The organism is Neorhizobium sp. P1_A6, from assembly GCF_056406795.1.
Map to the genome: position 1 here is coordinate 51,271 of NZ_JBFTZM010000011.1, position 23,412 is coordinate 74,682.

General features: G+C 62.4%; 26 protein-coding genes and 1 tRNA gene. 12 read left to right on the forward strand and 15 right to left on the reverse strand.

Features of this window, described 5'->3' with window-relative positions:
• The first annotated feature begins 195 nt into the window (after positions 1 to 195).
• The gene (gene betA / locus AC1D3C_RS21245; RefSeq protein ID WP_477484231.1) at positions 196 to 1,848 is read left to right on the forward strand and encodes a choline dehydrogenase; all 1,653 of its coding nucleotides are present in this window, start codon (positions 196 to 198) and stop codon (positions 1,846 to 1,848) included.
• Here the strand turns inward: betA and AC1D3C_RS21250 are convergent, their stop codons facing one another.
• The 4 genes from AC1D3C_RS21250 to AC1D3C_RS21265 all read right to left on the reverse strand — a co-directional run bounded on the left by AC1D3C_RS21250 (position 1,849) and on the right by AC1D3C_RS21265 (position 5,236).
• The gene (locus AC1D3C_RS21250) at positions 1,849 to 2,226 is read right to left on the reverse strand and encodes a PIN domain-containing protein (RefSeq protein ID WP_477484232.1); all 378 of its coding nucleotides are present in this window, start codon (positions 2,224 to 2,226) and stop codon (positions 1,849 to 1,851) included.
• Positions 2,220 to 2,435, reverse strand: a complete 216-nt coding sequence (locus AC1D3C_RS21255; RefSeq protein ID WP_080719124.1) for a ribbon-helix-helix protein, CopG family — start codon at positions 2,433 to 2,435, stop codon at positions 2,220 to 2,222. Before AC1D3C_RS21255 ends, AC1D3C_RS21250 begins: the two co-directional genes overlap by 7 nt.
• 126 nt (positions 2,436 to 2,561) lie before the next feature.
• Complete coding sequence (locus AC1D3C_RS21260) at positions 2,562 to 3,920, reverse strand: virulence factor family protein (RefSeq protein WP_477484233.1); 1,359 nt, start codon at positions 3,918 to 3,920, stop codon at positions 2,562 to 2,564.
• The gene (locus AC1D3C_RS21265; RefSeq protein ID WP_247137340.1) at positions 3,917 to 5,236 is read right to left on the reverse strand and encodes a phosphatidylglycerol lysyltransferase domain-containing protein; all 1,320 of its coding nucleotides are present in this window, start codon (positions 5,234 to 5,236) and stop codon (positions 3,917 to 3,919) included. Before AC1D3C_RS21265 ends, AC1D3C_RS21260 begins: the two co-directional genes overlap by 4 nt.
• 257 nt (positions 5,237 to 5,493) lie before the next feature.
• Here AC1D3C_RS21265 and AC1D3C_RS21270 point away from each other — a divergent pair, with 257 nt between their 5' ends.
• Positions 5,494 to 6,837 (forward strand): chloride channel protein, encoded by a 1,344-nt coding sequence (locus tag AC1D3C_RS21270; RefSeq protein ID WP_477484234.1) that lies wholly within the window; start codon positions 5,494 to 5,496, stop codon positions 6,835 to 6,837.
• 10 nt (positions 6,838 to 6,847) lie between these two features.
• On the opposite strand, the gene AC1D3C_RS21275 is transcribed toward AC1D3C_RS21270, so the two are convergent.
• From AC1D3C_RS21275 to AC1D3C_RS21300, 6 genes are all read right to left on the reverse strand, one after another.
• On the reverse strand, positions 6,848 to 7,885 hold the full coding sequence (locus AC1D3C_RS21275; protein WP_477484235.1) for a sulfate/molybdate ABC transporter ATP-binding protein: 1,038 nt from the start codon (positions 7,883 to 7,885) through the stop codon (positions 6,848 to 6,850).
• A gap of 15 nt (positions 7,886 to 7,900) precedes the next feature.
• On the reverse strand, positions 7,901 to 8,779 hold the full coding sequence (gene cysW / locus AC1D3C_RS21280) for a sulfate ABC transporter permease subunit CysW (RefSeq protein WP_477484236.1): 879 nt from the start codon (positions 8,777 to 8,779) through the stop codon (positions 7,901 to 7,903).
• A complete protein-coding gene (gene cysT, locus AC1D3C_RS21285; protein ID WP_038540790.1) occupies positions 8,772 to 9,629 on the reverse strand; it encodes a sulfate ABC transporter permease subunit CysT in 858 nt (285 codons plus the stop codon). The genes cysW and cysT overlap by 8 nt, the downstream gene beginning before the upstream one ends.
• 13 nt (positions 9,630 to 9,642) lie before the next feature.
• Positions 9,643 to 10,689, reverse strand: a complete 1,047-nt coding sequence (locus AC1D3C_RS21290; RefSeq protein ID WP_038540787.1) for a sulfate ABC transporter substrate-binding protein — start codon at positions 10,687 to 10,689, stop codon at positions 9,643 to 9,645.
• A gap of 435 nt (positions 10,690 to 11,124) precedes the next feature.
• Positions 11,125 to 11,277: a type II toxin-antitoxin system ParD family antitoxin gene (locus AC1D3C_RS21295; RefSeq protein WP_105419099.1), complete on the reverse strand. Its 153-nt coding sequence runs from the start codon at positions 11,275 to 11,277 to the stop codon at positions 11,125 to 11,127.
• A gap of 63 nt (positions 11,278 to 11,340) precedes the next feature.
• On the reverse strand, positions 11,341 to 11,796 hold the full coding sequence (locus AC1D3C_RS21300; RefSeq protein ID WP_247138699.1) for an RrF2 family transcriptional regulator: 456 nt from the start codon (positions 11,794 to 11,796) through the stop codon (positions 11,341 to 11,343).
• 360 nt (positions 11,797 to 12,156) lie between these two features.
• Here AC1D3C_RS21300 and AC1D3C_RS21305 point away from each other — a divergent pair, with 360 nt between their 5' ends.
• From AC1D3C_RS21305 to cysN, 3 genes are read left to right on the forward strand one after another with little or no spacing between them, the layout of a single operon-like run.
• On the forward strand, positions 12,157 to 12,927 hold the full coding sequence (locus tag AC1D3C_RS21305; RefSeq protein ID WP_477484237.1) for a phosphoadenylyl-sulfate reductase: 771 nt from the start codon (positions 12,157 to 12,159) through the stop codon (positions 12,925 to 12,927).
• Between the two features lie 41 nt (positions 12,928 to 12,968).
• Complete coding sequence (gene cysD / locus AC1D3C_RS21310) at positions 12,969 to 13,922, forward strand: sulfate adenylyltransferase subunit CysD (protein ID WP_105432736.1); 954 nt, start codon at positions 12,969 to 12,971, stop codon at positions 13,920 to 13,922.
• Position 13,923: 1 nt separating this feature from the next.
• A complete protein-coding gene (gene cysN, locus AC1D3C_RS21315) occupies positions 13,924 to 15,423 on the forward strand; it encodes a sulfate adenylyltransferase subunit CysN (RefSeq protein ID WP_477484238.1) in 1,500 nt (499 codons plus the stop codon).
• Between the two features lie 64 nt (positions 15,424 to 15,487).
• Here the strand turns inward: cysN and AC1D3C_RS21320 are convergent, their stop codons facing one another.
• Together AC1D3C_RS21320 and AC1D3C_RS21325 are read right to left on the reverse strand one after the other, a co-directional pair.
• A complete protein-coding gene (locus AC1D3C_RS21320) occupies positions 15,488 to 16,513 on the reverse strand; it encodes a LacI family DNA-binding transcriptional regulator (protein ID WP_477484239.1) in 1,026 nt (341 codons plus the stop codon).
• 282 nt (positions 16,514 to 16,795) lie between these two features.
• Positions 16,796 to 16,872, reverse strand: a tRNA-Pro gene (locus AC1D3C_RS21325).
• 283 nt (positions 16,873 to 17,155) lie between these two features.
• On the opposite strand from AC1D3C_RS21325, the gene AC1D3C_RS21330 reads away from it, so the two are divergent.
• Together AC1D3C_RS21330 and AC1D3C_RS21335 are read left to right on the forward strand one after the other, a co-directional pair.
• Positions 17,156 to 17,512 (forward strand): hypothetical protein, encoded by a 357-nt coding sequence (locus AC1D3C_RS21330; RefSeq protein ID WP_038584378.1) that lies wholly within the window; start codon positions 17,156 to 17,158, stop codon positions 17,510 to 17,512.
• A gap of 219 nt (positions 17,513 to 17,731) precedes the next feature.
• Positions 17,732 to 18,643 carry an MBL fold metallo-hydrolase gene (locus tag AC1D3C_RS21335; protein WP_477484240.1) on the forward strand — a complete coding sequence of 304 codons (912 nt, stop codon included), beginning with the start codon at positions 17,732 to 17,734 and terminating at the stop codon, positions 18,641 to 18,643.
• Between the two features lie 102 nt (positions 18,644 to 18,745).
• Here AC1D3C_RS21335 and AC1D3C_RS21340 read toward each other — a convergent pair whose 3' ends face one another.
• A complete protein-coding gene (locus AC1D3C_RS21340; protein ID WP_477484341.1) occupies positions 18,746 to 19,639 on the reverse strand; it encodes a DUF1499 domain-containing protein in 894 nt (297 codons plus the stop codon).
• 109 nt (positions 19,640 to 19,748) lie between these two features.
• Between AC1D3C_RS21340 and AC1D3C_RS21345 the strand changes: the two genes are divergently transcribed.
• The 3 genes from AC1D3C_RS21345 (at position 19,749) to AC1D3C_RS21355 (ending at position 21,942) form a co-directional block, all read left to right on the forward strand.
• Positions 19,749 to 20,027 (forward strand): hypothetical protein, encoded by a 279-nt coding sequence (locus tag AC1D3C_RS21345; protein WP_151041327.1) that lies wholly within the window; start codon positions 19,749 to 19,751, stop codon positions 20,025 to 20,027.
• Positions 20,028 to 20,113: 86 nt separating this feature from the next.
• Complete coding sequence (locus tag AC1D3C_RS21350) at positions 20,114 to 20,587, forward strand: DUF2231 domain-containing protein (RefSeq protein ID WP_477484241.1); 474 nt, start codon at positions 20,114 to 20,116, stop codon at positions 20,585 to 20,587.
• Positions 20,587 to 21,942, forward strand: a complete 1,356-nt coding sequence (locus AC1D3C_RS21355) for a PQQ-dependent sugar dehydrogenase (protein ID WP_477484342.1) — start codon at positions 20,587 to 20,589, stop codon at positions 21,940 to 21,942. Before AC1D3C_RS21350 ends, AC1D3C_RS21355 begins: the two co-directional genes overlap by 1 nt.
• Before the next feature lie 3 nt (positions 21,943 to 21,945).
• Here AC1D3C_RS21355 and AC1D3C_RS21360 read toward each other — a convergent pair whose 3' ends face one another.
• Entirely contained in the window at positions 21,946 to 22,305 is a 360-nt protein-coding gene (locus tag AC1D3C_RS21360; RefSeq protein WP_477484242.1) for a VOC family protein, read from the reverse strand.
• Positions 22,306 to 22,393: 88 nt separating this feature from the next.
• Entirely contained in the window at positions 22,394 to 22,825 is a 432-nt protein-coding gene (locus AC1D3C_RS21365; RefSeq protein ID WP_477484243.1) for a GNAT family N-acetyltransferase, read from the reverse strand.
• 117 nt (positions 22,826 to 22,942) lie between these two features.
• Between AC1D3C_RS21365 and AC1D3C_RS21370 the strand changes: the two genes are divergently transcribed.
• Both AC1D3C_RS21370 and AC1D3C_RS21375 read left to right on the forward strand, forming a co-directional pair.
• Entirely contained in the window at positions 22,943 to 23,131 is a 189-nt protein-coding gene (locus AC1D3C_RS21370; RefSeq protein WP_038584365.1) for a hypothetical protein, read from the forward strand.
• Positions 23,124 to 23,411, forward strand: coding sequence for a type II toxin-antitoxin system RelE/ParE family toxin (locus AC1D3C_RS21375; RefSeq protein ID WP_477484244.1), 288 nt, complete (start codon positions 23,124 to 23,126; stop codon positions 23,409 to 23,411). Before AC1D3C_RS21370 ends, AC1D3C_RS21375 begins: the two co-directional genes overlap by 8 nt.
• The last annotated feature ends 1 nt before the right edge of the window (position 23,412 follow it).

The following is a 23,412-nucleotide window of genomic DNA, read 5'->3' on the forward strand; positions in this document are numbered from 1 at the left end:
CATCTCCCCCACAGGTGGGGAGATTGGCTGGGGGCGCAGGCTTCCCCAAACAACAGGCGCAGCGACTCGGCCCGTGGTCAATTTGGCGGGAAGGTCGGGCCAGTTGTAATCTCCCCACCCGTGGGGGAGATGGCCGGCAGGCCAGAGGGGGGCTGGCACGGCACGACCTCACGACAATGTCTGGAGAACACTGACATGCTTCAGGCAGATTTCGTCATCATCGGTTCCGGTTCCGCAGGCTCCGCCATGGCCTATCGCCTGTCGGAGGACGGCAAAAACTCGGTGATCGTCATCGAGGCCGGGGGCACGGATTTCGGGCCGTTCATCCAGATGCCCGGGGCGCTCGCCTGGCCGATGAGCATGAAGCGCTACAACTGGGGCTATCTTTCCGAGCCCGAGCCGAACCTCAACAACCGCCGCATCACCGCCCCGCGCGGGAAAGTGATCGGCGGGTCGTCGTCGATCAACGGGCTTGTCTATGTCCGGGGGCACGCCGAAGACTATAACCGCTGGGAAGAGCTTGGGGCGACCGGCTGGGCCTATGCGGACGTGCTGCCCTATTTCAAGCGCATGGAGCATAGCCATGGCGGCGAGGAAGGCTGGCGCGGCACGGACGGGCCACTGCATGTGAAGCGCGGGCCGGTGACCAATCCGCTCTTCCATGCCTTCATCCAGGCGGGCTCCCAGGCCGGTTTCGAGATGACACAAGACTATAACGGTTCGAAACAGGAAGGTTTCGGGCTGATGGAGCAGACGATCCATAACGGCCGGCGCTGGTCCGCCGCCAACGCCTATCTGCGGCCGGCGCTGAAGCGCAAGAATGTCCAATTGATCTTTGGGCTGGCGCAGAAGGTCGTCATCGAGAACGGCCGGGCCGTTGGCGTCGAGATTTTTCGCCGCGGGATCAGCGAGGTGATCCGCGCCAACCGCGAGGTGATCGTCTCGGCCTCCTCCTTCAACTCGCCGAAACTGCTGATGCTGTCCGGCATCGGACCGGCGGATCATCTCAAGGAGATGGGCATCGAAGTCACGGCCGACCGGCCGGGTGTCGGCGCCAATCTGCAGGACCATATGGAATTCTATTTCCAGCAGGTCTCGACCAAGCCGGTCTCGCTCTATTCCTGGCTGCCCTGGTTCTGGCAGGGCGTGGTCGGCGCACAATGGCTGCTGTCGAAGGGCGGCCTCGGTGCATCCAACCAGTTCGAGGCCTGCGCCTTCCTGCGCTCCACCGCTGGGCTCAGCCAACCGGATATTCAGTATCACTTCCTGCCGGTGGCGATCTCCTATGACGGCCGCGCGGCGGCGAAAAGCCACGGATTCCAAGTGCATGTCGGCTATAATCTGTCGAAATCGCGCGGAAGCGTGACGTTGCGATCGCCCGATCCGGGGGCCGATCCGGTGATCCGCTTCAACTATATGAGCCATGCGGAAGACTGGGAGAAGTTCCGCTACTGCGTGCGGCTGACCCGAGAGATCTTTTCGCAGAAGGCATTCGACCAGTATCGCGGGCCGGAAATCCAGCCGGGCGAACAGGTCGAGACGGACGGCCAAATCGACGCCTTCCTGCGCGAGCACCTGGAAAGCGCCTATCACCCCTGCGGTACCTGCCGCATGGGACGCGCCGACGATCCGCTTGCGGTGGTCGATCCGGAATGCCGGGTGATCGGCATCGACGGCCTCAGGGTCGCGGACTCGTCGATCTTCCCGCATGTGACCTACGGCAACCTCAACGGCCCCTCGATCATGACGGGCGAAAAGGCGGCCGATCATATCCTCGGCAGGACGCCCCTGCCCCGCAGCAATCAGGAGCCGTGGGTCAATCCGAGGGCGATGGTGAGTGATCGGTGATCAGTGGCGCAGAACGTAAGGTACGCGAATTCCCGGCAGATTTGCAGGAAAGTCCTTCGTGTTCCTTGTGACGAGCAGCATTGAATGAATATCCGCGCTCGCCCAGATGATCGCATCGGGTAGCTTCATCTTATGCCTCTGGCGAAGAGCCTCAGCCCGCTCGGCAACCGCATCGTCGAGCGCGATGATATTCAGAGCATTCAGGAATTCTCGTGTTGCCGCAGCAAGATGTGGGGGCACGCCGACGAGCACCTCCATCCACGTCACAATGCTGATGCATGGATTTCCGTATCGTTCAAATTCCTCACGCCCTTCGGGTACGGAGTTCAGATAATCGACAATAATATTCGTACCGAGAAGGGCGCTATCGCTCACCATTCACCGCGAACTTTTCGTTGAAAATCCAAGCCGTCCACGGCGCGATCACCCCACAGGCCAAAAGCTTCAGCTCTCTTTTGCTTGTCACTTTTTTGCAGAAAATCCCGCACAGCACGCTCGATCAGAACAGACCGAGATATGTTTTCCTTCTGCGCCAGACGGTCCAGTGCCTCGACTTCAGCTTCTGGCAACTCAACAACGGTCTGCAAGTCAGCCTCCACAGCCATGATTGATCGATAATACTAAAAATGATGCGACGAAACCAGCCTACAAGAACCGGATCCACCTGCCGCCAGCTACCACCGTCTCTTGAACGTCAGCCCCGCGATCGAACGTCAGTTGACGGCCATCAGCGCCACGGCCCTGTCGACGATCAGGCGGTTGAGGGCGCGGTAGTCGCCGTCGAAATGGTGGCCTCCTTCGCGGGCGAGAACCTGGGCGCCTGGGATTTCCCTGACGGCAGGGCAGCCGCTGTCCTTTTCCTTCAGCCCATAGATGCACTGGATCTTGGAGGGCTCGACCTTGCGCAGGTCGTCGACAGGATCACCGTGGCCGGTGCCGCGCATACCGAGCCAGCCGCCCACGTCGATCTCGAAATCCGCGTGATGCGACAGCGCCAGAAGCGAAACAAGCGTAATCACCCGCTTGTCGGCCTCCGGCAGAAGCCGATAGGTGGCCGGCAGGACATTGGCACCGAAGGAATATCCGATCAGCAGGACATTATCGACATTCCACCGCTTTCGGTAGGAGGTCATGATCCGCGAAAGATCGGCGGCGGTCTGTTCCGGCGTCCGCTCGCTCCAGAAATAACGCAGCGCATCGACGCCGACGACCGGGATGCCCTCTTCCTTCAGATAGGCGCCGAGCTGCTGGTCGATATCGCGCCAGCCGCCGTCGCCGGAATAGATGATCGCCATCGTGTTGTGCTTCGGCGTCGCGTGGATCGGCACGATCGGCAGATTGAGCGGCGAAGCGGAATGGGCGAGCCTCCGGGCGATGGCCGATATGTTCTCCAGCAAGGCGACATCCGCGCCCTCAGCCGTTTCGCGGAACTCGATCGCGGGATGGATCTCCTTTAGTTCTTCGGCATGGATGCGACCTGCCGCGTCGGCTGACGGACTGAAGACGACACGGATCGGATTGGGGAGGTCGCCTTCGGTCAGGCCGTAGACCGTGCCGCCGGGAACGGGCGTCTTGGGGGCCGGCGTGCAGAGAATGGTCGATAGCGGGATGGTGGTCTGGGGATCGATGGCGAGGGTCTCGGCGATCGTCGAATCCGGTGTCTGGGCGGCGATCGCGAGCGCCAGCGTCGCGCCGTCACCGATCCCCGCCACGACCGGCGGGTGATAGTTGGCAATGTCGGCCGAACGGTGCAGCTGATGCGACAGGGTCTCGATATCGGAGACCAGGTACAGGCAGTCGTCCCGCTCTTCTTCGAGCGCCGCATAATATCTGCGAATATCCACGCCGACCACCAGCGCACCATGCGCGGTCAGCACCTCGGAAACCTGCTCTTCGCGATCCGTCCAGCCTTCGCCATCCGAAAGCAGCACCACGACGCCGGTCGCCTTGCCTTCGGGGAAGGAGATCCGGTCCGTCGGAAGGCTCTTGGTCTTCAGGGCCGGCTCGGAGACGATATTGAAGATGGCAGCGGCCAGCGTGATACCGGCAAAAACAATCGGCAGAAGCCTCATTTGCGAAGGATGCCCTTCAGCCCGCCACCGATCAACATGGTAATGTCGAGCATCGAAACGACCGGCATGCCGCGGCCGGAGACGACCAGATACCGCGGCTGCCATTCCGGATCGAACTTGGCCTTGAATGCCAGCACGCCCTGAAAATTATAGAAACGCTCGCCGCTCCTGAATATCCGTTCGCCCACATGGTTCCAGAGCGGCGCCTTGTTGTGGGTCGAGAGACCGGCAAGCGGCGCCATGCCGAGATTGAGCGTACGGAACCCTTGCGCCTTCATGTGCTCCATGATGCGCACGAAGAGCAGGTCCATCATGCCGCGATGGGTATCGGGAATATGCCGCATCAGGTCGATGAAGGCGTCGCCGTCGGACGCGACCGAAAGGATATTGGCGAAGGCGACGATGCGGCCTTCGAGGCGGATGACCGCGACCGGCCCGGCCGCAACATATCGCGGCTGGAACGTGCCGAGCGAAAATCCTTTTTCGGCAGCGTTCTGGGCCTCGAGCCAGGTACTGGAAACGGCAAGCAACTCATCGAGGACAGCCGGCACGTCCTGCGGCTGCAGCATGGAGAATTGCAGGCCGTCGCGTTCGGCACGGTTGATGGACCGGCGCAGCTTCAGCCAGGCGCCGCCCTTGAGATCGAATTTGGTCAGATCAACGACCGCCTGTTCGCCGAGTTTGTAGGGCTTCAACCCGGCTTCGACGGTGACCGGCAGGAAATCCGGGGAGACCTGGTAGAAAACAGCGCGGCAGCCCGCCTGGCGGGCATGTTCCATGAATTTCAGCGTCAGGCCGGACCAGGCCTTGCGACAGCCGACAGGGTCGAACAAGGCCACCCAGGAACGGCCCTGCTGGGCGTACATGATGAAAGCCTTGCCGCATTCGGAAAACAGGATCTTCTTGTCGCCAAGGCGCACCAGGCCGGCACTGGCATTCGGCTGGGTGGCGAGGATCTCGATGGCGCGGTCCATATCGTCGTTCGCCGGCGGCTTGCGGCAGCGTCGCGGGCGCCGCAGCCGGTTGGTGGCGAATGTGCCGATCAGCAGCGTCAGCGCCAGACCGGTCGGCGCATGAATATCGCTGTTCGACAGAAGCAGGCTCCAGCCGAGCCTCGCCAGGCTTTCCTCCAGGAAAAGATTGACGCCCAGCGAAACCACAAGCAGGGCCAGACCGAATGCCAGGAGAACGCCGGTATCTGGGGTAAGGCGGTCAATCAGTACCCTTCCCATCGACACGGCAGTTTGAGCAGAATGCTTTGCCGGCGAACCGGAAACCGGCTCGGAGGTGTCGTCGAGTTGGGCAAAATCTGCCATAGGTTACCCGTCACAGAAAGAACTTTACGCCAGCGTTCGTCAGGGCCTGCGCCCGTGAGGTTCATACCCGTTCATTGCAAATCAAAAATTGACGCATATCAATTTTGAAAAACTTTTCGTGATTAAGGTAAAAACGTCACGCAATAAATGCAATCCGGACGGTGTTTAGTTGAAAGATTACATCGTATTCGGTGTAACGGGTTTGAAATTATCGCCGCCAAAGCGAATAAGCGAATGCGAATATAGGTCTTCCCTCCATGACTACCCCCAATCGAAGGTCCAGGATGTTCCGCCGCTCCCGCGTCATGCGCGGCTCCTGGCGCGTCTGGAAGCCCCGGATCGTTTTCTGGATCGGCGCGATCGCGATCGGTGTCGTCAGCGTCGGCTTCGCCCGGGCCGCGGACGAAGCCCATCGGCTTTTCGATGTCCTGACCGGAACCGGGACCTACGGTTTGCTGCTGCCAATTGTTCTGACACCCGCCGGCTTTACCCTCTGCGCCTGGCTGGCGATCCGCGTGTTTCCGAACTCTCAGGGAAGCGGTATCCCGCAGGCAATCGCCGCGCGGCATCTCCATGACGATGCGGACAGGCTCGGACTGCTATCGCTGAAGCTTGGCGTCGGCAAGATCGTGCTGACCGTCGTTGGGCTGCTGTCCGGTGCTTCGATAGGGCGCGAAGGGCCGACGGTTCAGGTGGGTGCCTCGATCATGCTCGCCGCCGCCCGTTTCGGCGGAATGGCGCAGGCCCGGGGCCTTATTCTCGCCGGTTCGGCCGCCGGTATCGCCGCGGCCTTCAACACGCCGCTCGCTGGCATCGTCTTTGCGATCGAGGAGATGAGCCGCACCTATGAATCGCGCTCGAACGGCCTGGTCCTGACCGCGGTTATCGTATCGGGCCTCGCGGCGCTCGGGCTGGTCGGCAGTTATACCTATTTCGGCGAGACCTCGGTCATGGCGGCGTCACGCCTCGACTGGGCGATGGTGATCGTCTGCGGCGTCTGCGGTGGAGCGCTCGGGGCCGGCTTCAGCACCGCTGCGATCCGTGCGTCGCGCCGCATCCGCCGCTGGGCGCACCCCGATCCGTTAAAGCGGCTTGTCGGCCTCGCCGCCCTCTGCGGGCTGGCCGTCGCCGCGATCGGTCTCGTCTCCGGCGGGCAGACTTTCGGCACCGGCTACGATCAGGCAAAATCGATGCTGGAGGGCCAGACGATCTCGCCGGTGTTTTTCATCGAGAAGCTCGCGGCGACCTTCCTATCGATGATTTCAGGCATTCCGGGCGGTATTTTCGCGCCATCGTTATCGGTCGGAGTCGGGTTGGGCGCAACACTCGGAACGCTCCTCGGGGCCAGTGTCGCCCTTTCGGCCCTGCTCGGCATGGCGGGTTACTTCGCCGGCGTTGTGCAGGCGCCGATGACGGCCTTCGTGATCATCATCGAGATGACCGGCAACCATCAGGCCGTCATCCCGATCATGGCGGCGTCGATGCTCGGCTACATCACCTCGCGCATGCTTTCGCCGGAACCACTTTATCACGGCCTGTCGCGCGCCTTCATCGCCGCCAGCATCCGCGCGAGACGCGCGGAGGAGCGCACGGCAAGCTAGACCTTAGACCTTATTTGCGGAAAACCTTCCAGCGGGTCGGGCGAAAACGCGTTTCGCTGCCGAGCTCGATCGGCGCATGCAGCGGCACTTCGACCTCGACGTGATAAGGCGCGTGGCCGTCATTGGCGATGTCGATTTCGGCGATGCGGGTGCCGGCAAGGCGGCGACAGGCGGTGACCTTGCCGAACAGCGCGTCCGGCGCGTCGACGAGCGTCACGTCCTCCGGCCGGAAGAACAGTTCCCCTGCCCCGCTGCCGGTTTCCGCAATGCCGATCGGATGGCCCTGGAAAAGCATGGTGCCATCCCTGACCTCGACCGGGAGCTGCGAGGACTCGCCGATGAAGGAGAAGACGAAGGGCGAGCCGGGCCGGTCATAAACGTCGTCGGCCGAGCCGACCTGCTCGATCTTGCCCTGGCTCATGACCACGACGCGGTCGGCGAGTTCCAGCGCCTCTTCCTGGTCATGGGTGACGAAGACGGTGGTGTGGCCGGTGCGGTCGTGGAATTCCCGCAGCCAGCGGCGGAGTTCCTTCCTGACTTTGGCGTCGAGTGCGCCAAACGGTTCGTCGAGCAGCAGGATGCGCGGCTCGATCGCCATGGCGCGGGCAAGCGCGACGCGCTGGCGCTGGCCGCCGGACAGCTGGTTCGGATACCGCTTCTCGAGCCCGCCGAGCTGGACCATCTCCAGGAGCTCGGAGACCCGGCGGCGGATTTCCGTCTTCGGCGGGCGGCTGGCAGCCGGGCGGACCTTGAGGCCGAAGCCGATATTCTCGGCGACCGTCATATGCCGGAACAACGCATAATGCTGAAAGACGAACCCGACATTGCGCTCCTGCACCGAATGGTGCGAGGCGTCCTGATCGCCGAAGAAGATCTTTCCCGATGTCGGGAAATCGAGGCCGGCGATCAGCCGCAGCAGCGTCGTCTTGCCGGAACCCGACGGACCGAGCAGCGCGATCAGCTCGCCGGAGGCGATCTTCAAGGACACGTCGTTCAGCGCCGGGAAACGTTCGAATTCCTTGCGGATATTGTTGATGGTGACTTCCATCTAGCCTCAGACCTTTCAATGCCTGCCGCCGGCAGCGCCGGCACCGAACCGAAGTTCGAGAAGGGTTTTCAATGCAAGGGTGACGAGCGCCAGCAATGCCAGCAGCGACGCCACCGCGAAGGCCGCGACGAAGTTATACTCATTATAGAGTATCTCCACATGCAGCGGCATGGTGTTAGTGAGACCGCGGATATGGCCCGAAACCACCGAGACGGCGCCGAACTCACCCATGGCGCGGGCGTTGCAGAGGAGCACGCCGTAAAGCAGGCCCCACTTGATGTTCGGAAGCGTCACGTACCAGAAGGTCTGCCAGCCGGACGCGCCGAGCGACAGGGCCGCCTCCTCGTCGCCGGTGCCCTGGTCTTCCATCAGCGGGATCAGTTCGCGCGCGACGAACGGAAAGGTGACGAAGACGGTGGCAAGCACGATGCCCGGCACGGCAAACAGGATGGTGATGCCGTGGCTCTTGAGGATCGGGCCGAGCAGACTGTTGGAGCCGAAGAGCAGCACGTAGACCAGGCCGGAGATGACCGGCGAGATCGAGAACGGCAGATCGATCAGGGTGATCAGGAAGGATTTGCCCTTGAACTCGAACTTGGCGATCGCCCAGGCGGCGCAGAGCCCGAAGACGAGATTGAGCGGAACGGAAATCACAGCCACCAGAAGCGTCAGGCGGATCGCCGCGGCGGCATCGGGCTCTATCAGGGCCTCGTAATATTCCAACCAACCCTTGCGGAAGGCTTCGACGAAGACGGATACCAGCGGCAGGAGCAGGAAGAAGGCGAGGAAAACCAGCGCCAGCCCGATCAGCAGGAACTTTGCGAGCGGCCGCTCGTCGGCGGGGCTCCGGAATCGCGGCGGGTTGCCGAGCACTGCGCGGGAGACTTCAGACATTGCCGTATCTCCTGCGGTTCCAGGCCTGGATGAGGTTGATAACGAAGAGCATCACGAAGGAGATGGTCAGCATGATGGTGGCGATCGCTGTCGCACCCGCATAGTTGAACTCCTCCAGCCTGATGACGATCAGCAGCGGCGCGATCTCCGAGACGTAAGGGATGTTGCCGGCAATGAAGATGACCGAACCATATTCGCCGACGCCTCTGGCGAAGGCGAGCGCAAAACCGGTCAGGATCGCCGGCGTCAGCCCCGGCAGGATCACCTTCGAAATCGTCTGGAAGCGATTGGCGCCGAGGGTGGCTGCGGCTTCCTCCACCTCGCGGTCCAGCTCTTCCATGACCGGCTGCACCGTGCGCACCACGAAGGGAAGCCCGATGAAAACCAGTGCCACGATGATGCCGAGCGGCGTGAAAGCGATGCGGAACGGCATGAACAGCGATCCCACCCAGCCGTTCGGTGCATAGAGCGCCGCGAGCGCAATACCGGCGACCGCCGTCGGCAGTGCGAACGGCAGGTCGACGATCGCATCGATCAGCCGGCGACCGGGGAAATTGTAACGGGTCAGCACCCAGGCGACGACGGTGCCGAAAACGACGTTGAGCAGCGCGGCCACGAAGGCCGTGCCGAAGGATATATAAAGTGCGTCCAGCGTGCGCCGGTCGGTCAGAACAGCGAAAAACCCGCTCCAGCCAAGCCCGGCAGTACGCCAAAGCAGGCCAGCAACGGGGATGAGAATGATCAGCGACAGGTAGGCGAGCGAAAAGCCGAGCGTCAACCCGAAACCCGGGATGATGCTCGGCCGTTTCAGTCGCCACTTTGCCGGTGAGGCAGTGGCGTTATGGATCATTTAATATTCCGACTTACTTACCGGGCTTGTAGATCTGGTCGAAAATGCCGCCGTCACCGAAATGTTCGGGCTGCGCCTTCTTCCAACCGCCGAAGATCGGATCGTCAATGGTGACGAGCTTGATGTTCGGCAGCGCCTTCAACAATTCCGGCTTTACCACATCGGGCTTCGAAGGACGATAGAAGTGCTTCGCCGCGATGTTCTGGCCCTCGTCGGAGTAGAGATACTGCAGATAGGCCTCCGCCTGCTTGCGGGTACCCTTGGAATCGACGGTGGCGTCAACGACGGCAACCGGCGGCTCGGCGAGGATCGAGATCGGCGGAACGACGATTTCAAAGGCATCCTTGCCGAATTCCTCGCCGGCGAGATAAGCCTCGTTTTCCCAGGCAAGCAGAACGTCGCCGATCTGGCGCTGCGCGAAGGTGACCGTCGAGCCGCGGGCGCCGGTATCGAGAACCGGGGCGCGCTTGTAAAGCTCGCCGACATAGGCCTTGATCTTGGCCTGATCGCCTTTGTACTCCTCGTTGGCCCAGGCCCAGGCGGCAAGGTAGTTCCAGCGGGCACCGCCCGAGGTCTTGGGGTTCGGCGTGACGATCGCAACGTCGCCCTTCACCAGGTCGCCCCAGTTCTTGATCCCTTTCGGATTGCCCTTGCGGACGAGGAAGACGATCGTCGACGTGTAGGGCGATGCATGGTTTGGCAGACGGTCGCGCCAGCCGGCCTTGATCTTGCCGGACTTCTCGATCGCGTTGATGTCGCTTTCGAGCGCCAGCGTCACGACGTCGGCCTCAAGGCCGTCGATGACGGAACGGGCCTGCGCGCCGGAACCGCCATGCGACTGGCGAATCGTCACATCCTCGCCGCCTTGCGCCTTCCAGTATTTGGCGAAGGCGACGTTGAAATCCTTGTAGAGCTCGCGGGTCGGATCGTACGAGACGTTGAGAAGCTGGCTATCGGCAAAAGCCGGCGCCACGATGCCGGCCGTCAAGGACAGACCGAGAGCGACGGCGCCCAAACGCGCACCTAGCCGCCAGCCCAATCCCGGGGCAAATTTGAACATGAGGTCCCTCCTGTGGTTCTGCCAAAACTCTATCGGTTGGGTCGTCTTAGTCAATCGAGGCCGGCAAGAAGGCAAAACTGTTTCCCTTTGTCGGCCCGCGACGACAAAGAAACCATTAACCCTCACTACATGGACAGAACGCCCGCGTTGGCAAACGGGCGGTTTGCAAAATCACAATCCGGCCATAATCGGGGCTTTGGGGGTGCGGGAGGAGAATTTTGCGGGCGATTTGCGAGAAATCTGCTGAGGTGCTCGCGGATAAGGGTTGGCCATCGAGGCTGGCACCCTCTTCTCCCCAGCGGGGAGAAGGTGGCCCGAAGGGTCGGATGAGGGGGTAGCCGACACCAGGCGAACTTTGCGGGCGCGGCCCCCTCATCGCCTCGCTTTGCTCGGCACTTCTCCCCGCTGGGGAGAAGAGGGAATTCCGTAGTGCGGCTACCGGCCGTACCGTTCACGCATGCGCTTGAGGAAAGCTTCGTTGTCGAAGGACTGCGGCGGCCCGGATAATTCGCCGGCGATCAGGGCATCCTGCAATGCCTTGATCCGCGCTAAATGATCATCGAGGGAGATCGGAGTGTTGTGCGACATGTCAGCCTCCAGCTTCGCGACCATACCAAATTTTGGTACATCACCAAGCCGAAACCAGAGGCCTCAAGCCGTCAGCAGTTCCCTGACCGGGGCCTTGGCGTCGCCGGCGCCTTCGACGGCATCGGCGATCGTGGTGTTGAACAGCACGTCGCGGGTCGCATCGGCGACGCGGGCGAAGACGTGGCGGATTTCGCAGAGGTGTTCGCCGTCGCAATCCTCGCATTTGCGGTAGGCGGTCTGCGACAGGCAGGGGAGCGGCGCGATCGGGCCGTCGACCAGGCGCAGGACTTCGCCGAAGGTGATGGCGTCAGCGGGCTTCAGGAGAAGATAACCGCCCTGCTTGCCGCGGCGGGAAACGACGATGCCGGAGCGTTTCAGGTCGAGCAGAATCTGTTCCAGGAATTTCTTCGGAATGCTCTGCTGGAGGGCAATCTCGGAAATCAGCATTGGCTCTTCGGGATCGGCCTGGGCCAGGGCGGCCAGTGCCCGCAGAGCGTATTTCGCTTTCTGGGATATCATCACGCAACCATCGACAATAGCGCCGCCGCAAGGTAAATAGTCCTTACGGCGCCGCTCAGTTCAGCTTCGTTCGGGGCATCCACGGGGGCGCCGGAAGGGCGCTCAGGGGCTGCATATCCGCCAGGGGAAACAAAGCCCCGGAGACATGTTCCCGCAATAGCCCAAATCACGAGAAAATACAAACCAATGCAGGGGTTTCCGGGATAAATTCGGTCACTTTTGGTTAAGGCGGCAGGTTTTCTGTGTGAGCGTCGCTTTGGAGAGATATTTGCTCCGCATCACCATGGGAAGAAACGGGTTTTCCTGTCTTTACGCGCGTGGAATCTGGATAATCCAGCAATTGCTCACGGAAGAAGACCCATGACACTGCACGACGCCGCCGGCCAGGATCGCTTAGGATTGGCCGCCACCCTCGACGCAAAGCTTGAAAGCCTCGACCTTGCCGGCCGCCTGGCGCTTGCCGCCGAGCTCGGCCGCGCCGTCTTCACCACCTCGCTCGGCATCGAGGATCAGGTGATCACAGCAGCGATCGGCACGCACCGCCTGCCGGTCGAGGTCTCGACGCTCGAAACCGGGCGGCTGTTCAAGGAAACCGTCGACCTGATCGGCGAGACCGAAGAACGCTACGGCATCGAGATCCACCGTTTTCGGCCGGAGCAGGACGACGTCGACGAATACGCCGCGAAATATGGTCTCAACGGCTTCTACGACAGCGTCGAAGCCCGCCACGCCTGCTGTCATGTGCGCAAGCTGAAGCCTCTGGCCAAGGCCTTAGCCGGCGCCGACGTCTGGATCACCGGCCTTCGCCGCGGCCAGTCGGGCAATCGCGCCACGACGCCGTTTGCGGAATACGATGCCGAGCGCAACCTGATCAAGATCAACCCGCTGGCCGACTGGGACATCGAGACGATCAACGCCCATGTGGCGTCGGAAGCGATCCCGGTCAATCCACTCCACAAGCGCGGTTATCCTTCGATCGGCTGCGAACCCTGTACCCGCGCCATCAAGCCCGGCGAGCCCGAGCGCGCCGGCCGCTGGTGGTGGGAAAACGACGAGAAGCGCGAATGCGGCCTGCATGTGCCGGAGAACGCCGCTCAACCGATCGCAGAACCTGGCCCCCAAGCGAACTGAAGCCTTTTTTGTTTGTTTCTAGAGACTACCCGGAGACCGAAATGCCCTTGTCAGTACAGGAAACGGAAGTGAAGAACCCGCCCGTTTCCAGACCGCCGCTCGATCCGCATCTAAAGGCCCTCGAAAACGAAGCGATCCACATCTTTCGCGAAGTGGCGGCGGAATTCGAAAAACCCGTTATGCTCTATTCGATCGGCAAGGACTCCTCCGTCCTGCTCCATCTCGCCCGCAAGGCCTTTTATCCCGGCCGCGTCCCCTTCCCGCTCTTGCATGTGGACACGACGTGGAAGTTCAAGGAGATGATCGAGTTCCGCGACCAGATCGCCGAGAAATACGATCTCGACCTTGTGGTCCACACCAATCCGCGCGGCGCCGAAGAAGGCATCTCGCCGTTCAGCCACGGTTCGGCGCTCTACACCGACATCATGAAGACCGAGGCGCTCCGCCAGGCGCTGGATGCCGGCGGCTATGACGCGGCCTTCGGTGGCGCCCGACGCGACGAGGAAGCCTCCCGCGCCAAGGAACGCATCTATTCGTTCCGCACCCCGGACCACAAATGGGACCCGCGCAACCAGCGCCCGGAACTGTGGAACGTCTATAACGGCATGGTTCGGAAAGGGGAAAGCGTGCGCGCCTTCCCGCTCTCCAACTGGACCGAGGTCGACATCTGGCGTTACATCCAGGCGGAGGACATCCCACTCGTGCCGCTCTATTACGCCGCCGAACGCCCCTATGTGGAGCGCGACGGGATGATGATCCTTGCCGAGGATCCGCGGCTTGAACTGCTGCCCGGCGAAACCGTGCAGCAGGGCATGATCCGTTTCCGCACGCTCGGCTGTTTCCCGCTGACCGGCGCCATCCGCTCGACAGCCTCCAACCTCGAAGAGGTGATCGCCGAGCTCGAAATCGCCACCGTTTCCGAACGCCAGGGCCGCGCGATCGACCGCGACCAGTCCGGCTCGATGGAAAAGAAGAAGCGCGAAGGATATTTCTGAGATGACCGCTCCCGCCCAAAACGCCTCGGCGACCATCCTGCCCTTCGCAGAACCCTTGAAGGCGGTGCGCGACACGCGTCCGCTGCGCCTCATCACCTGCGGCTCCGTCGACGACGGCAAGTCGACGCTGATCGGCCGGCTGCTCTGGGACACCAAGGCGGTCAAGGAAGACCAGGCCGCAACGCTTGCCCGCGACTCGGGCGGCCAGAACGACCTTGGCCTGCCGGACTTCGCCCTGCTGCTCGACGGCCTGCAGGCCGAACGCGAACAGGGTATCACGATCGACGTCGCCTATCGTTATTTCTCGACCGACCGGCGCTCGTTCATCGTCGCCGACACGCCCGGCCATGAGCAATATACCCGCAACATGGCGACCGGCGCCTCGACCGCCGATCTCGCCATCCTGCTTGCCGACGCCCGCGCCGGGCTTCTTGAACAGACCCGCCGGCACGCGACGATCGCCGCCCTGATGGGCATTCGCCAGTTCGTGCTCGCAGTCAACAAGATCGACCTCGTCCACTACGACAAGGCTGTCTTCGACAGGATCTCCCACGATTTCCGGGAATTCGCCCTGTCGCTCGGCGTGCGCCAGATCACCGCCATCCCGATGTCGGCGCTGAAGGGCGAAAACGTCGTTTATCCGGCCGATGCCTCGATGCCCTGGTATGACGGCCCGACCCTGGTCGAGACGCTGGAACTGGCGACCGTGCGCTCCACCCAGGCCGGCGGTTTCCGCCTGCCGGTGCAGCGCGTCGTGCGTCCCGGCGAAAGTTTCCGCGGATATCAGGGGACTGTCGCGGGTGGCTCGGTGAAGCCGGGCGACTCCGTCGTCATCCTGCCTTCCGGCACGGTCGCCAATGTCAGCCGGATCGTCACCTTCGACCTGGTGCGCAACGCTGCAGTGGCGGGCGATGCCATTACGCTGGTCCTCGACCGGCAGGTGGACGTGGCGCGCGGYGACGTCATCGTTTCGCTCGACGGCCAGCCGATGACCGGCCACCATTTCGACGCCCAGCTCGTGTCGCTGCAGCCGGGCGGCATCGAGCCCGGCAAACGCTACTGGCTGAAGAGCGGTTCGCGCCGCCAGCGCGTCGCCGTCGAACCGATCAGCCAGCTCGAGCTTGCGACCGGCAAGTGGCAACCGCATGCCTCGACGCTCGCCATGAATGCGATCGGCAAGGTGCGCCTCTCCTTCGAGGAACTGGCGGTCTTCGACGCTTACGAGCAGAACCGCTCGACCGGCGCCTTCATCCTGATCGATCCGGATACGATGAACACGGTCGCAGGCGGCATGATCACCGCCAAGCGCGCCGAAATCGGCGGCATCCACCGCACTGATGCCCCAGGCGGCCAGCGCGTCGTGCTGTCGCTGCCGGCCGATCTCGCCGAACAGTTGATGGCCAGCGAACTCTTCGCCAGCCGCCGCGACGAGACCGAGGTCAAACGGATGACCGCCAAGCAGGCGGCAGAGCTGTTCTCCAACGCCGGCGGCGATATCTGATCGTTCGGCAGGAAATAGAAAAGGGGCCGGAAGGAAGGTCCCTTTTTTCGTCGCCAGGGTCCCGTCAGGCGATCGCCCGCGTCGAACCGCGCTGGATGAGATCGAACGGCAGCTGGATTACCCGGCTCGGCAGGCATTCGTCGTTGATGGCGCGGATGATGAGATCGGTGGCGCGATAGCCCATCTGGAAACGCGGCACGCGGATGGTCGTCAGCCTCGGTTCGGCGCAGAGCGCAAAATCCAGGTCGTTATAACCGCAGATCCCGAAATCATCCGGCACGCGCAGCCCCGCCCGTTGCGCCTCGAACAGCGCGCCAAGCGCAAGATCGTCGTTCTGGCAGAATACCGCGTCGACATCGGGCGCCGTTTCCAGCAGCCGCTTGAAGAGGTCGCAGCCGAGCTGCATGCTCGTTTGCTTGTGCTCGGTCATGACGAGGCCCGGATCGTAGAGCCCCGCCTCCTGCATCGCCAGCGCATAGCCATCATGCCGCCGCTGGGCGCGAAGATCGCGGCTGCCGCCGATCAGACCGATGCGGCGATATCCGCAGGCGAGCAGATGGCGCGTCGCGGTCTCCGCCGCCTCGCGGTGATTGATGCCGACCGCGATACCCGAGGGCAGCAGGTTGAGATCGACGATCTGAACCACCGGGCACGGCGCGAGTTCAAGCAGATCGCTGACCCGCTGGTCCTGCAATCCCGTCAGCAGGATGCCGGCCGGATGCTGCGACAGGAAAAGCTTGACCTGACGGTATTCCTGGTCCGCATCGTGGTTGGTATTGGCATATTGGATACGGAAATCCGTATCGCGCACCCGATCCTCGATGCCGCTCATGATGCCGAGATAGGCATGATTGGTCAGCGCCGGCGCCAGAACCCCGATAATGCCGTTGTGGCGGCTTGCGAGCGCCCGGGCGGCAAGATCGGGCACGTAACCCATCTGCTCCACCTGGCGGAGGATCTTCTGCCGAAGCGGCTCGGACACCTTTTCCGGTTCTCGCAGGGCGCGGGACACGGTGATCGAGCTGATTCCGAGAACATTGGCGACATCGAGCAGGGTCACCCGTTCCGATCTGGCGCGTCTAGGCGGCATGCGCTTTGCGGCCCTCTCCCCTGCCAGGCGCAGGCACTACCGCCGAAGCGGATCCTGAGCCGGAAGGTCTTTCAACAAGTTACACGTTCCCGCCGCCATGATGCATTAACGGGATGGCGATCCCTAGTATAATCTCGCCCTGCCAAAGTGCGGGTTGTGGATAAGACCGATCCAAAGCGCCAAGCCCGACGCAATCGGCCGTGCCGCGCGCGAGCTGAAACTATGGTTTTTACAGGAAAGGCTATCGGGAGAGCGAAATCTCTTGGGAAACCAAGGATCGGCTGGTCGGAGTGGAGTGATTCGAACACTCGACCCCCACGTCCCGAACGTGGTGCGCTACCAGACTGCGCTACACTCCGTGACCAGCGGCGCCTCTATAGACCAGCATTTTTCATTGCACAAGCGCCGCTCATGAAAAATATGCGACAGCTTCGCGATCGTGCACGCCCTCGCTCCGGAAAGGCGGAAAACCAAGGCGTTGCAAAAAAGCGGCGCAGGAGAAATTTGATGTCGAGGGGCGTTCATCGCCTCGCGAAGCCTGACAAAAATCTGTTACGTGCAGTCTCGAAAGACTTGCCTCAAAAAGCCTCAAAAGCCTTGCCTCCCGGGCACAACAGAAGACATGAAGGATTTTTCACGATCATGAGCCGCCGCGTCCTCGCATCGACCGCCCTTTTCGCRCTCGCCCTTTCGGCCTGCACCACCGTCAGCGTTGCCAGCAATCCGATCGAGACCCGCTGGGTGGGCCACTCGGCCGGCGAGTTCTTCGCAAAGTTCAGCCCGCCGATCAGCGACACCAGCGACGGTTCCACGACCGTTTATACCTGGCGTGGCGGCTACAATCGCATCAAGCAGCAGGGCGGCCGCAGCGCCAGCGTCAGCTGCACCGCGAAGATCACCGTCTCCTCCAGCTACGTGATCCGCGACATCACCATCATTTCCGATCGTCCGGGCGCCAACGGCCCGAGCTACTGCACGGAACTGCTGGCCGCCAGCTGAGGCGAGCGAGCCCGCGATAGCGGATCCACGTCATGAAAGCCATCGGCCGTCGCCCGACGGGGTGACGGCCGGTGGCTATTTTTGAATGCGCCGCAGCAAAAGCGGTGCTAGACCTCTCCAGCGCCTTGAACGGCGCAATCGATGCGATCCGAGACCTGGCGCAAACCGGCAATGCCGTAATGGCCATCATCGATATCGCATCAGGCGCGGAGGCCCGGCATGGCGGAAGACGTTACCTTCGATATGGAATTCACTCCTTCCTACGGTGTGCCGGTCAGCGTGGCCGAAGGCGTGCAGCGGCTGACCGTCAACAATCCCTCGCCCTTCACCTTTCACGGCACCAATAGCTATATCGTCGGCGGCTCGTCGGTGGCGGTCATCGATCCGGGCCCGGAAAACGAGGCGCATTTCGAAGCGTTGATGGCAGCGCTGAAGGGCCGCGAGGTCACCCATATCTTCATCAGCCACACGCACCGCGACCACTCGCCGCTTGCCCGTCGGCTGAGCCAGGAGACCGGGGCGCCGACCGTTGCCGAAGGCCCGCACCGGGCCTCGCGGCCGCTGCATGCAGGCGAAGTCAACCCGTTCGCCGAAAGCGCCGACACCGGCTTCGTGCCCGATATCATGGTCGCGGATGGCCAGGTGATCGAAGGCGACGGCTGGGCGCTGTCGGCCGTACATACGCCGGGCCACACAGCCAACCATTCCGCCTTCGCATTGGAAGGAACCGGCGTCTTGTTTTCCGCCGACCACGTGATGGCCTGGGCGACGACGATCGTCGCGCCGCCGGACGGTTCGATGGCGGATTTCATGGCCTCGATCGAAAAACTGCTGCCGCGCGAGGACCGCATCTTCTTTCCGGGCCATGGCGGACCGGTGAAGGAACCGGGCTCGTTCCTGCGGGGGCTTCGCACCCATCGGCGCATGCGCGAACGCGCCGTGCTGGAGCGCATCAAGGCCGGTGACCGGCTGATCCCCGACATGGTCAAGGTGATCTATGCCAGCACCGATCCGCGCCTGCATGGAGCGGCGGCCCTTTCGGTGCTTGCGCATCTGGAAGACCTGGTCGAGAAAGGCCGCGTGCTGACCGAAGGCCCGCCGTCGCTTGCGGGTACTTACTGGCCGGCTTGAAGCGTGCCGCAATCCTTCGGATTTAGCATGACCCGCTTCAAATCCTTAGTTTCTCCGCATGTCGTTATCGCAAAACCGCCGCACACTTTTGCCCGACATGCTTTAATTCCCGGCGATCCCCAGAAGTTCGGTATCGAGCCGGTCAAGAAAATCCTCGGCGATCGCCTGGCTCATTCCCAGATCGTGCGGGCCGTAGCGCGAGGCGACCCGGATATCGACCGAGGTCGTCTCAGCCTCTTCCCGCAGCCGGATGACGAGGTCGAAACGCAGGCCGAGGATCAGGGTGCGGGCCTCGCCCTGCAGCAGGACATCGCCGGAATTGACGAAAACCGGTGCGAGCGAGGGTTCCGGGCGCGGCAGCGGGATCGGCGCCACGTCCGGCACCGGCGCCTGTTCGTCCTGCGGCGCGGGGCGCTGGGAGATATCCGGCGCAATCAGTTCGACGCCCTCCTTCTTCGTGATCGCGATGCGGGCGGAAAGCACCGCCTTTTGCACACCCTGGTAGACGCGGTCGAGCGCGCCTTCGTAACGCCTGCCGGTGAGGCCGGGATAGGCGGCGAACTGGACCCGCCGATCGGCAGGCGTGATTACCGTCGCGCGCGGCAGCCATTTCTGGCTGGCCTTCGGCTCAGCGATCCATGGCGGCGGGTCGGCAATATCGGTGGAAATGTCGTAGAGCGGCGGCAGGGTGAAATAATAGAAGGCGCCGGTCGCCACCACGGCGAGCGGAACCACCGCATAGATCAGCCCTTTCGTCGCCGCAACGCCGCCGCTCGCGCCGACCTGCCAGAGCCGCATCAGGCCGATCAGCGACAGGGGCACGGAAACGGCGGCGATTGCGACGGAAAGAAAGAGCAGAGCCAGGAAATCCGGGGTCGCCAGGGGACCGAAACGATGTGCCAGCGCGGCGATCACGAACAGCGCCAGAGCCGAGAAGGCCAGCCTGCGGGCCGTATAGGCCGAATGGGAAACGGGCCGGACAAAACGGACGGGCATGGGATCGGCAAAGGCTCCATGGCAAAAGCGCTCGCTCATGTGTAAAACAGCTTCGCCCGGAATGAAATCCCAAGGTTGCAGCCCGGCCGAATGAAAAGGAGTTCATTTCATGCGCCCTCACAGCCTTCTCCTCATCACCTCGCTTATCGCCCCGCTTTGCGTCCTGCTGGCCGGCTGCCAGACGATGACGCCGGAGGAACGCCGTGCGGCGGATGAGACCACCTGCGCCAGCTACGGCTTCAAGCGCGGCACGGACGCGATGGCGCGCTGCATGCTCGACATCGAACTCGACCGCCGCGCCGAAGGGCGCTCGATGCAGTCCCGCGCCGATGCGATGATGTGGCGGCCGATGGTGGTCGAACGCCGGGTAATCGTGGAGCGGCGCTAGGCGGGCGCGATCGCCCGCCGGGAACTTCTTCCCCTGTCGAATTGTTTGGATCTCCCAATAAGTCGACGGCTTGAAGGACGTTTCCCATGGCCCATTCGCCCACCCATTCCACGACCTCCCATTCCCCCCATTCGACGGCCCGCATTGCCCGACATCCGATCCATCCGATGCTGGTGCCCTTCCCGATCGCGTGTTTCGTCGGCACGCTTCTGACCGACATCGCCTATTGGCGAAGTGCGGAGATGATGTGGGCGAATTTTTCCGCCTGGCTGATCAGCGCCGGCGTTATCCTCGGCTTGATCGCGGCGATCGCCGGGCTTGTCGATTTCATCGGCGACCGGGCGATCCGCAGCCAACGCCCCGCCTGGCCGCATGTGATCGGCAACCTGATCGTGCTCGTCATCGCCACGATCAACATGTTCATCCACACGCGCGATGCCTGGACCTCGGTCGTGCCCTGGGGGCTGACGCTCTCGGCCGTCACGGTCGTGATCCTGATCGTCACCGGCTGGCTCGGCTGGTCGATGGTCTATCGTCATGGCGTAGGAGTAACCGAATGATGTCCAGGATGATTTTTCCCAGAGGCGCCGCCGCTGTCGCGCTTCTTTTCACCTCGACCTTCGTCGTGGCGGCACAGGCGGCCGACGACTTCGATCCGATGAGCCAGGTCGGCCCGAACCCCGTACTTCCCGAACCGCAGCAATATCTATTTCCGCCGATGCACCTCGCCAAGGTGGTTGGCTGGAAGCCCGGCGAAACGCCGACAGTAGCGGCCGGGCTGAAGATCGAAGCGATGGCGACCGGGCTTCAGCATCCGCGCTCGCTCTATACGCTGCCGAACGGGGATATCCTGGTGGTGGAATCAAAGGCGCCCGGGCTCGAACCGGTCAAACGGCCGAAGGATCTTGTGATGGGCTGGATCGAGTCGATCACGACGGGCGGCGGCGGTGAAGGCGGCGAAAGCAACCGCATCACCCTGTTGCGCGATGCCGATGGCGACGGCAAGCCGGAAACGAAGAGCGTGTTTCTCGATCACCTCAACTCGCCGTTCGGCGTGGCACTGGTCGGCAGCGACCTCTATGTCGCCAATACCGATGCGATCATGCGCTATCACTACAATACCGGCGACACCAGGATCACCGACCCCGGCACGCGGCTGACCGAGCTTCCGGGCGGCCCGATCGACCACCACTGGACCAAGAGCCTGGTGGCAAGCCCAGATGGCTCGCTGCTTTATGCCGGCGTCGGCTCGAACAGCAACATTGCCGAGAACGGCATGCAGGCGGAGAAGGACCGGGCGGCGATCTGGGAGGTGGACCGGGCGAGCGGCCGTTCGCGGATCTTCGCGACCGGCCTTCGCAATCCGAACGGGCTGACGTTCGAGCCGACCACCCACGCGCTCTGGGCTGTCATCAACGAACGTGACGAACTCGGGCCGGACCTGGTGCCGGACTATATGACCTCGGTGAAGGACGGTGCCTTTTACGGCTGGCCCTACAGCTATTACGGCCAGCATGTGGACCCGCGGGTGCAGCCGCAGCGGCCGGACCTGGTCGCCAAGGCGATCCCGCCGGATTATGCGCTGAGCTCGCACGTGGCGCCGCTGGGCATGACTTTCTACACTGCCGATGCTCTGCCGGCCAAATACAAGGGCGGTGCGTTCGTCGGCGAACACGGCAGTTGGGACCGAGACAAGTTCAACGGCTACAAGGTGGTGTTCGTACCCTTCAAAGACGGCAAACCCAACGGCAAGGCGGAAGACGTGGTCACCGGCTTCCTCGACAAGGACGAGGCGGCCCGCGGCCGGCCGGTCGGCGTCGCGGTCGACAAGGCTGGCGCACTGCTGGTTGCCGACGATACCGGCAATACCGTCTGGCGCGTCACCGGCGCTCAGCAGACGGCAGCGGTGAAATGACGATCACCGGCGGTATTGCAGCTCGATTTTCAGGCCTTCCGGACCATAGACGAAGATCTGGCCGATGTCGGTATCGGGTATGGCGTCGTGTTCGAAGTGGTAACCGGTCGCCGTGATCCGCTCGATGGCGGCGTCGTGATCGTAAAAGCCGAAAGCCACATGGTTGAACATGCCGGGCGGAAAATCTTCGTCACGGGTGACGATGCTCAGATGAATGAAGGGATGGCCGTCGAGATAAAGCCAGCGGCCGGGGTCCGAAAAGGGCGGCCGGTAGCCTTCCTCGGCACCGAGCACCCTGCCGAGGAACGCGGTCATCGCATCGGCGTCGCGCGTATGAATGTTGACGTGGTCCAAGCGCGGCATGTTTCCTCCCTGTCGCTCCCGGCAGATAAGCTAACACGGGAAGGTCGTCGTCCTAAACCCCATGGGCAGAAACGGAAAACGGCGGACTTCAGAAATTCTTCATGTCGTAATGGGGAATGCCAACATCGAAGAATTCTTCGCCATAAGCCTTGAAGCCGAAACGTTCGTACATGGAGATCTTGTCCCTCTGGGCCGCCAGATGAAAGCGGTTGCCGCGGGCTTGTCCGTGCGCTTCCATGGCAGCGCGGATCATGGCGCTGGCGACGCCCTTGCCGCGCCACGGGCTGGTGACCGCGACCCGGCCGATCTTGACGCAATCTTCCGCGTAAATGACCCGCAGCGTGCCGCAGACCTCGCCGGAAACGACGGCCACGAAGTGGAAGGCGGTCAGGTCGTCGGCATCGAACTCCATGTCGGCGGGTACGTTCTGCTCGACGATGAAGACCTCGCGGCGCAGGCGGAAACCTTCGTTACAGAGCGTGCTGAAGACAGGCACGGCGAGAACGGTAACTTGGTTCATGATGGTCTCCTCGGCTGCATTTCCGAACGGCGATTTTGTTTTGCCAGTGACGGGCGGCATGACATAAACATCCCCAATCGGCTTTTAAAAGTGGGTTCGATCTGCCATGATCCTTCCATGAGCGAACCGCAGAAGCCAATCTCGATTGAAGATGCTATTTCGCCGGCGCCGACGGAGGCAGCCGACGACCTGCACGCGTGGCAGGTCAAAAAACTGGCAGAGCGAAAAAAGTCGGCTGATGACGGACGATTTGCTTCCGCCGAGACGGTGCGCGCGGTGATCCGCAAATTCATCCCCAATGGATGAACTCGTCTGGCTGGACGAGGCGCTGCAAGATCTCGATGAGATCGGCTCCTATATCGCACTCGACAATCCACAGGCTGCCGAAAACGTGGTTCGCCGCATCGTGGAAGCTGTTTCCATGCTGGCGTGGCACCCGAAAGTCGGCCGACTGACTTCGGATGGAGATACACGGCGCCTCACCATTGCCGGCACCCCTTATATCACGTTTTATCGTCTTCGCGAACGGGCGGAGATACTGGCCATATTTCACACGTCCCGAAAATGGCCGGACCATCTGAAATAGG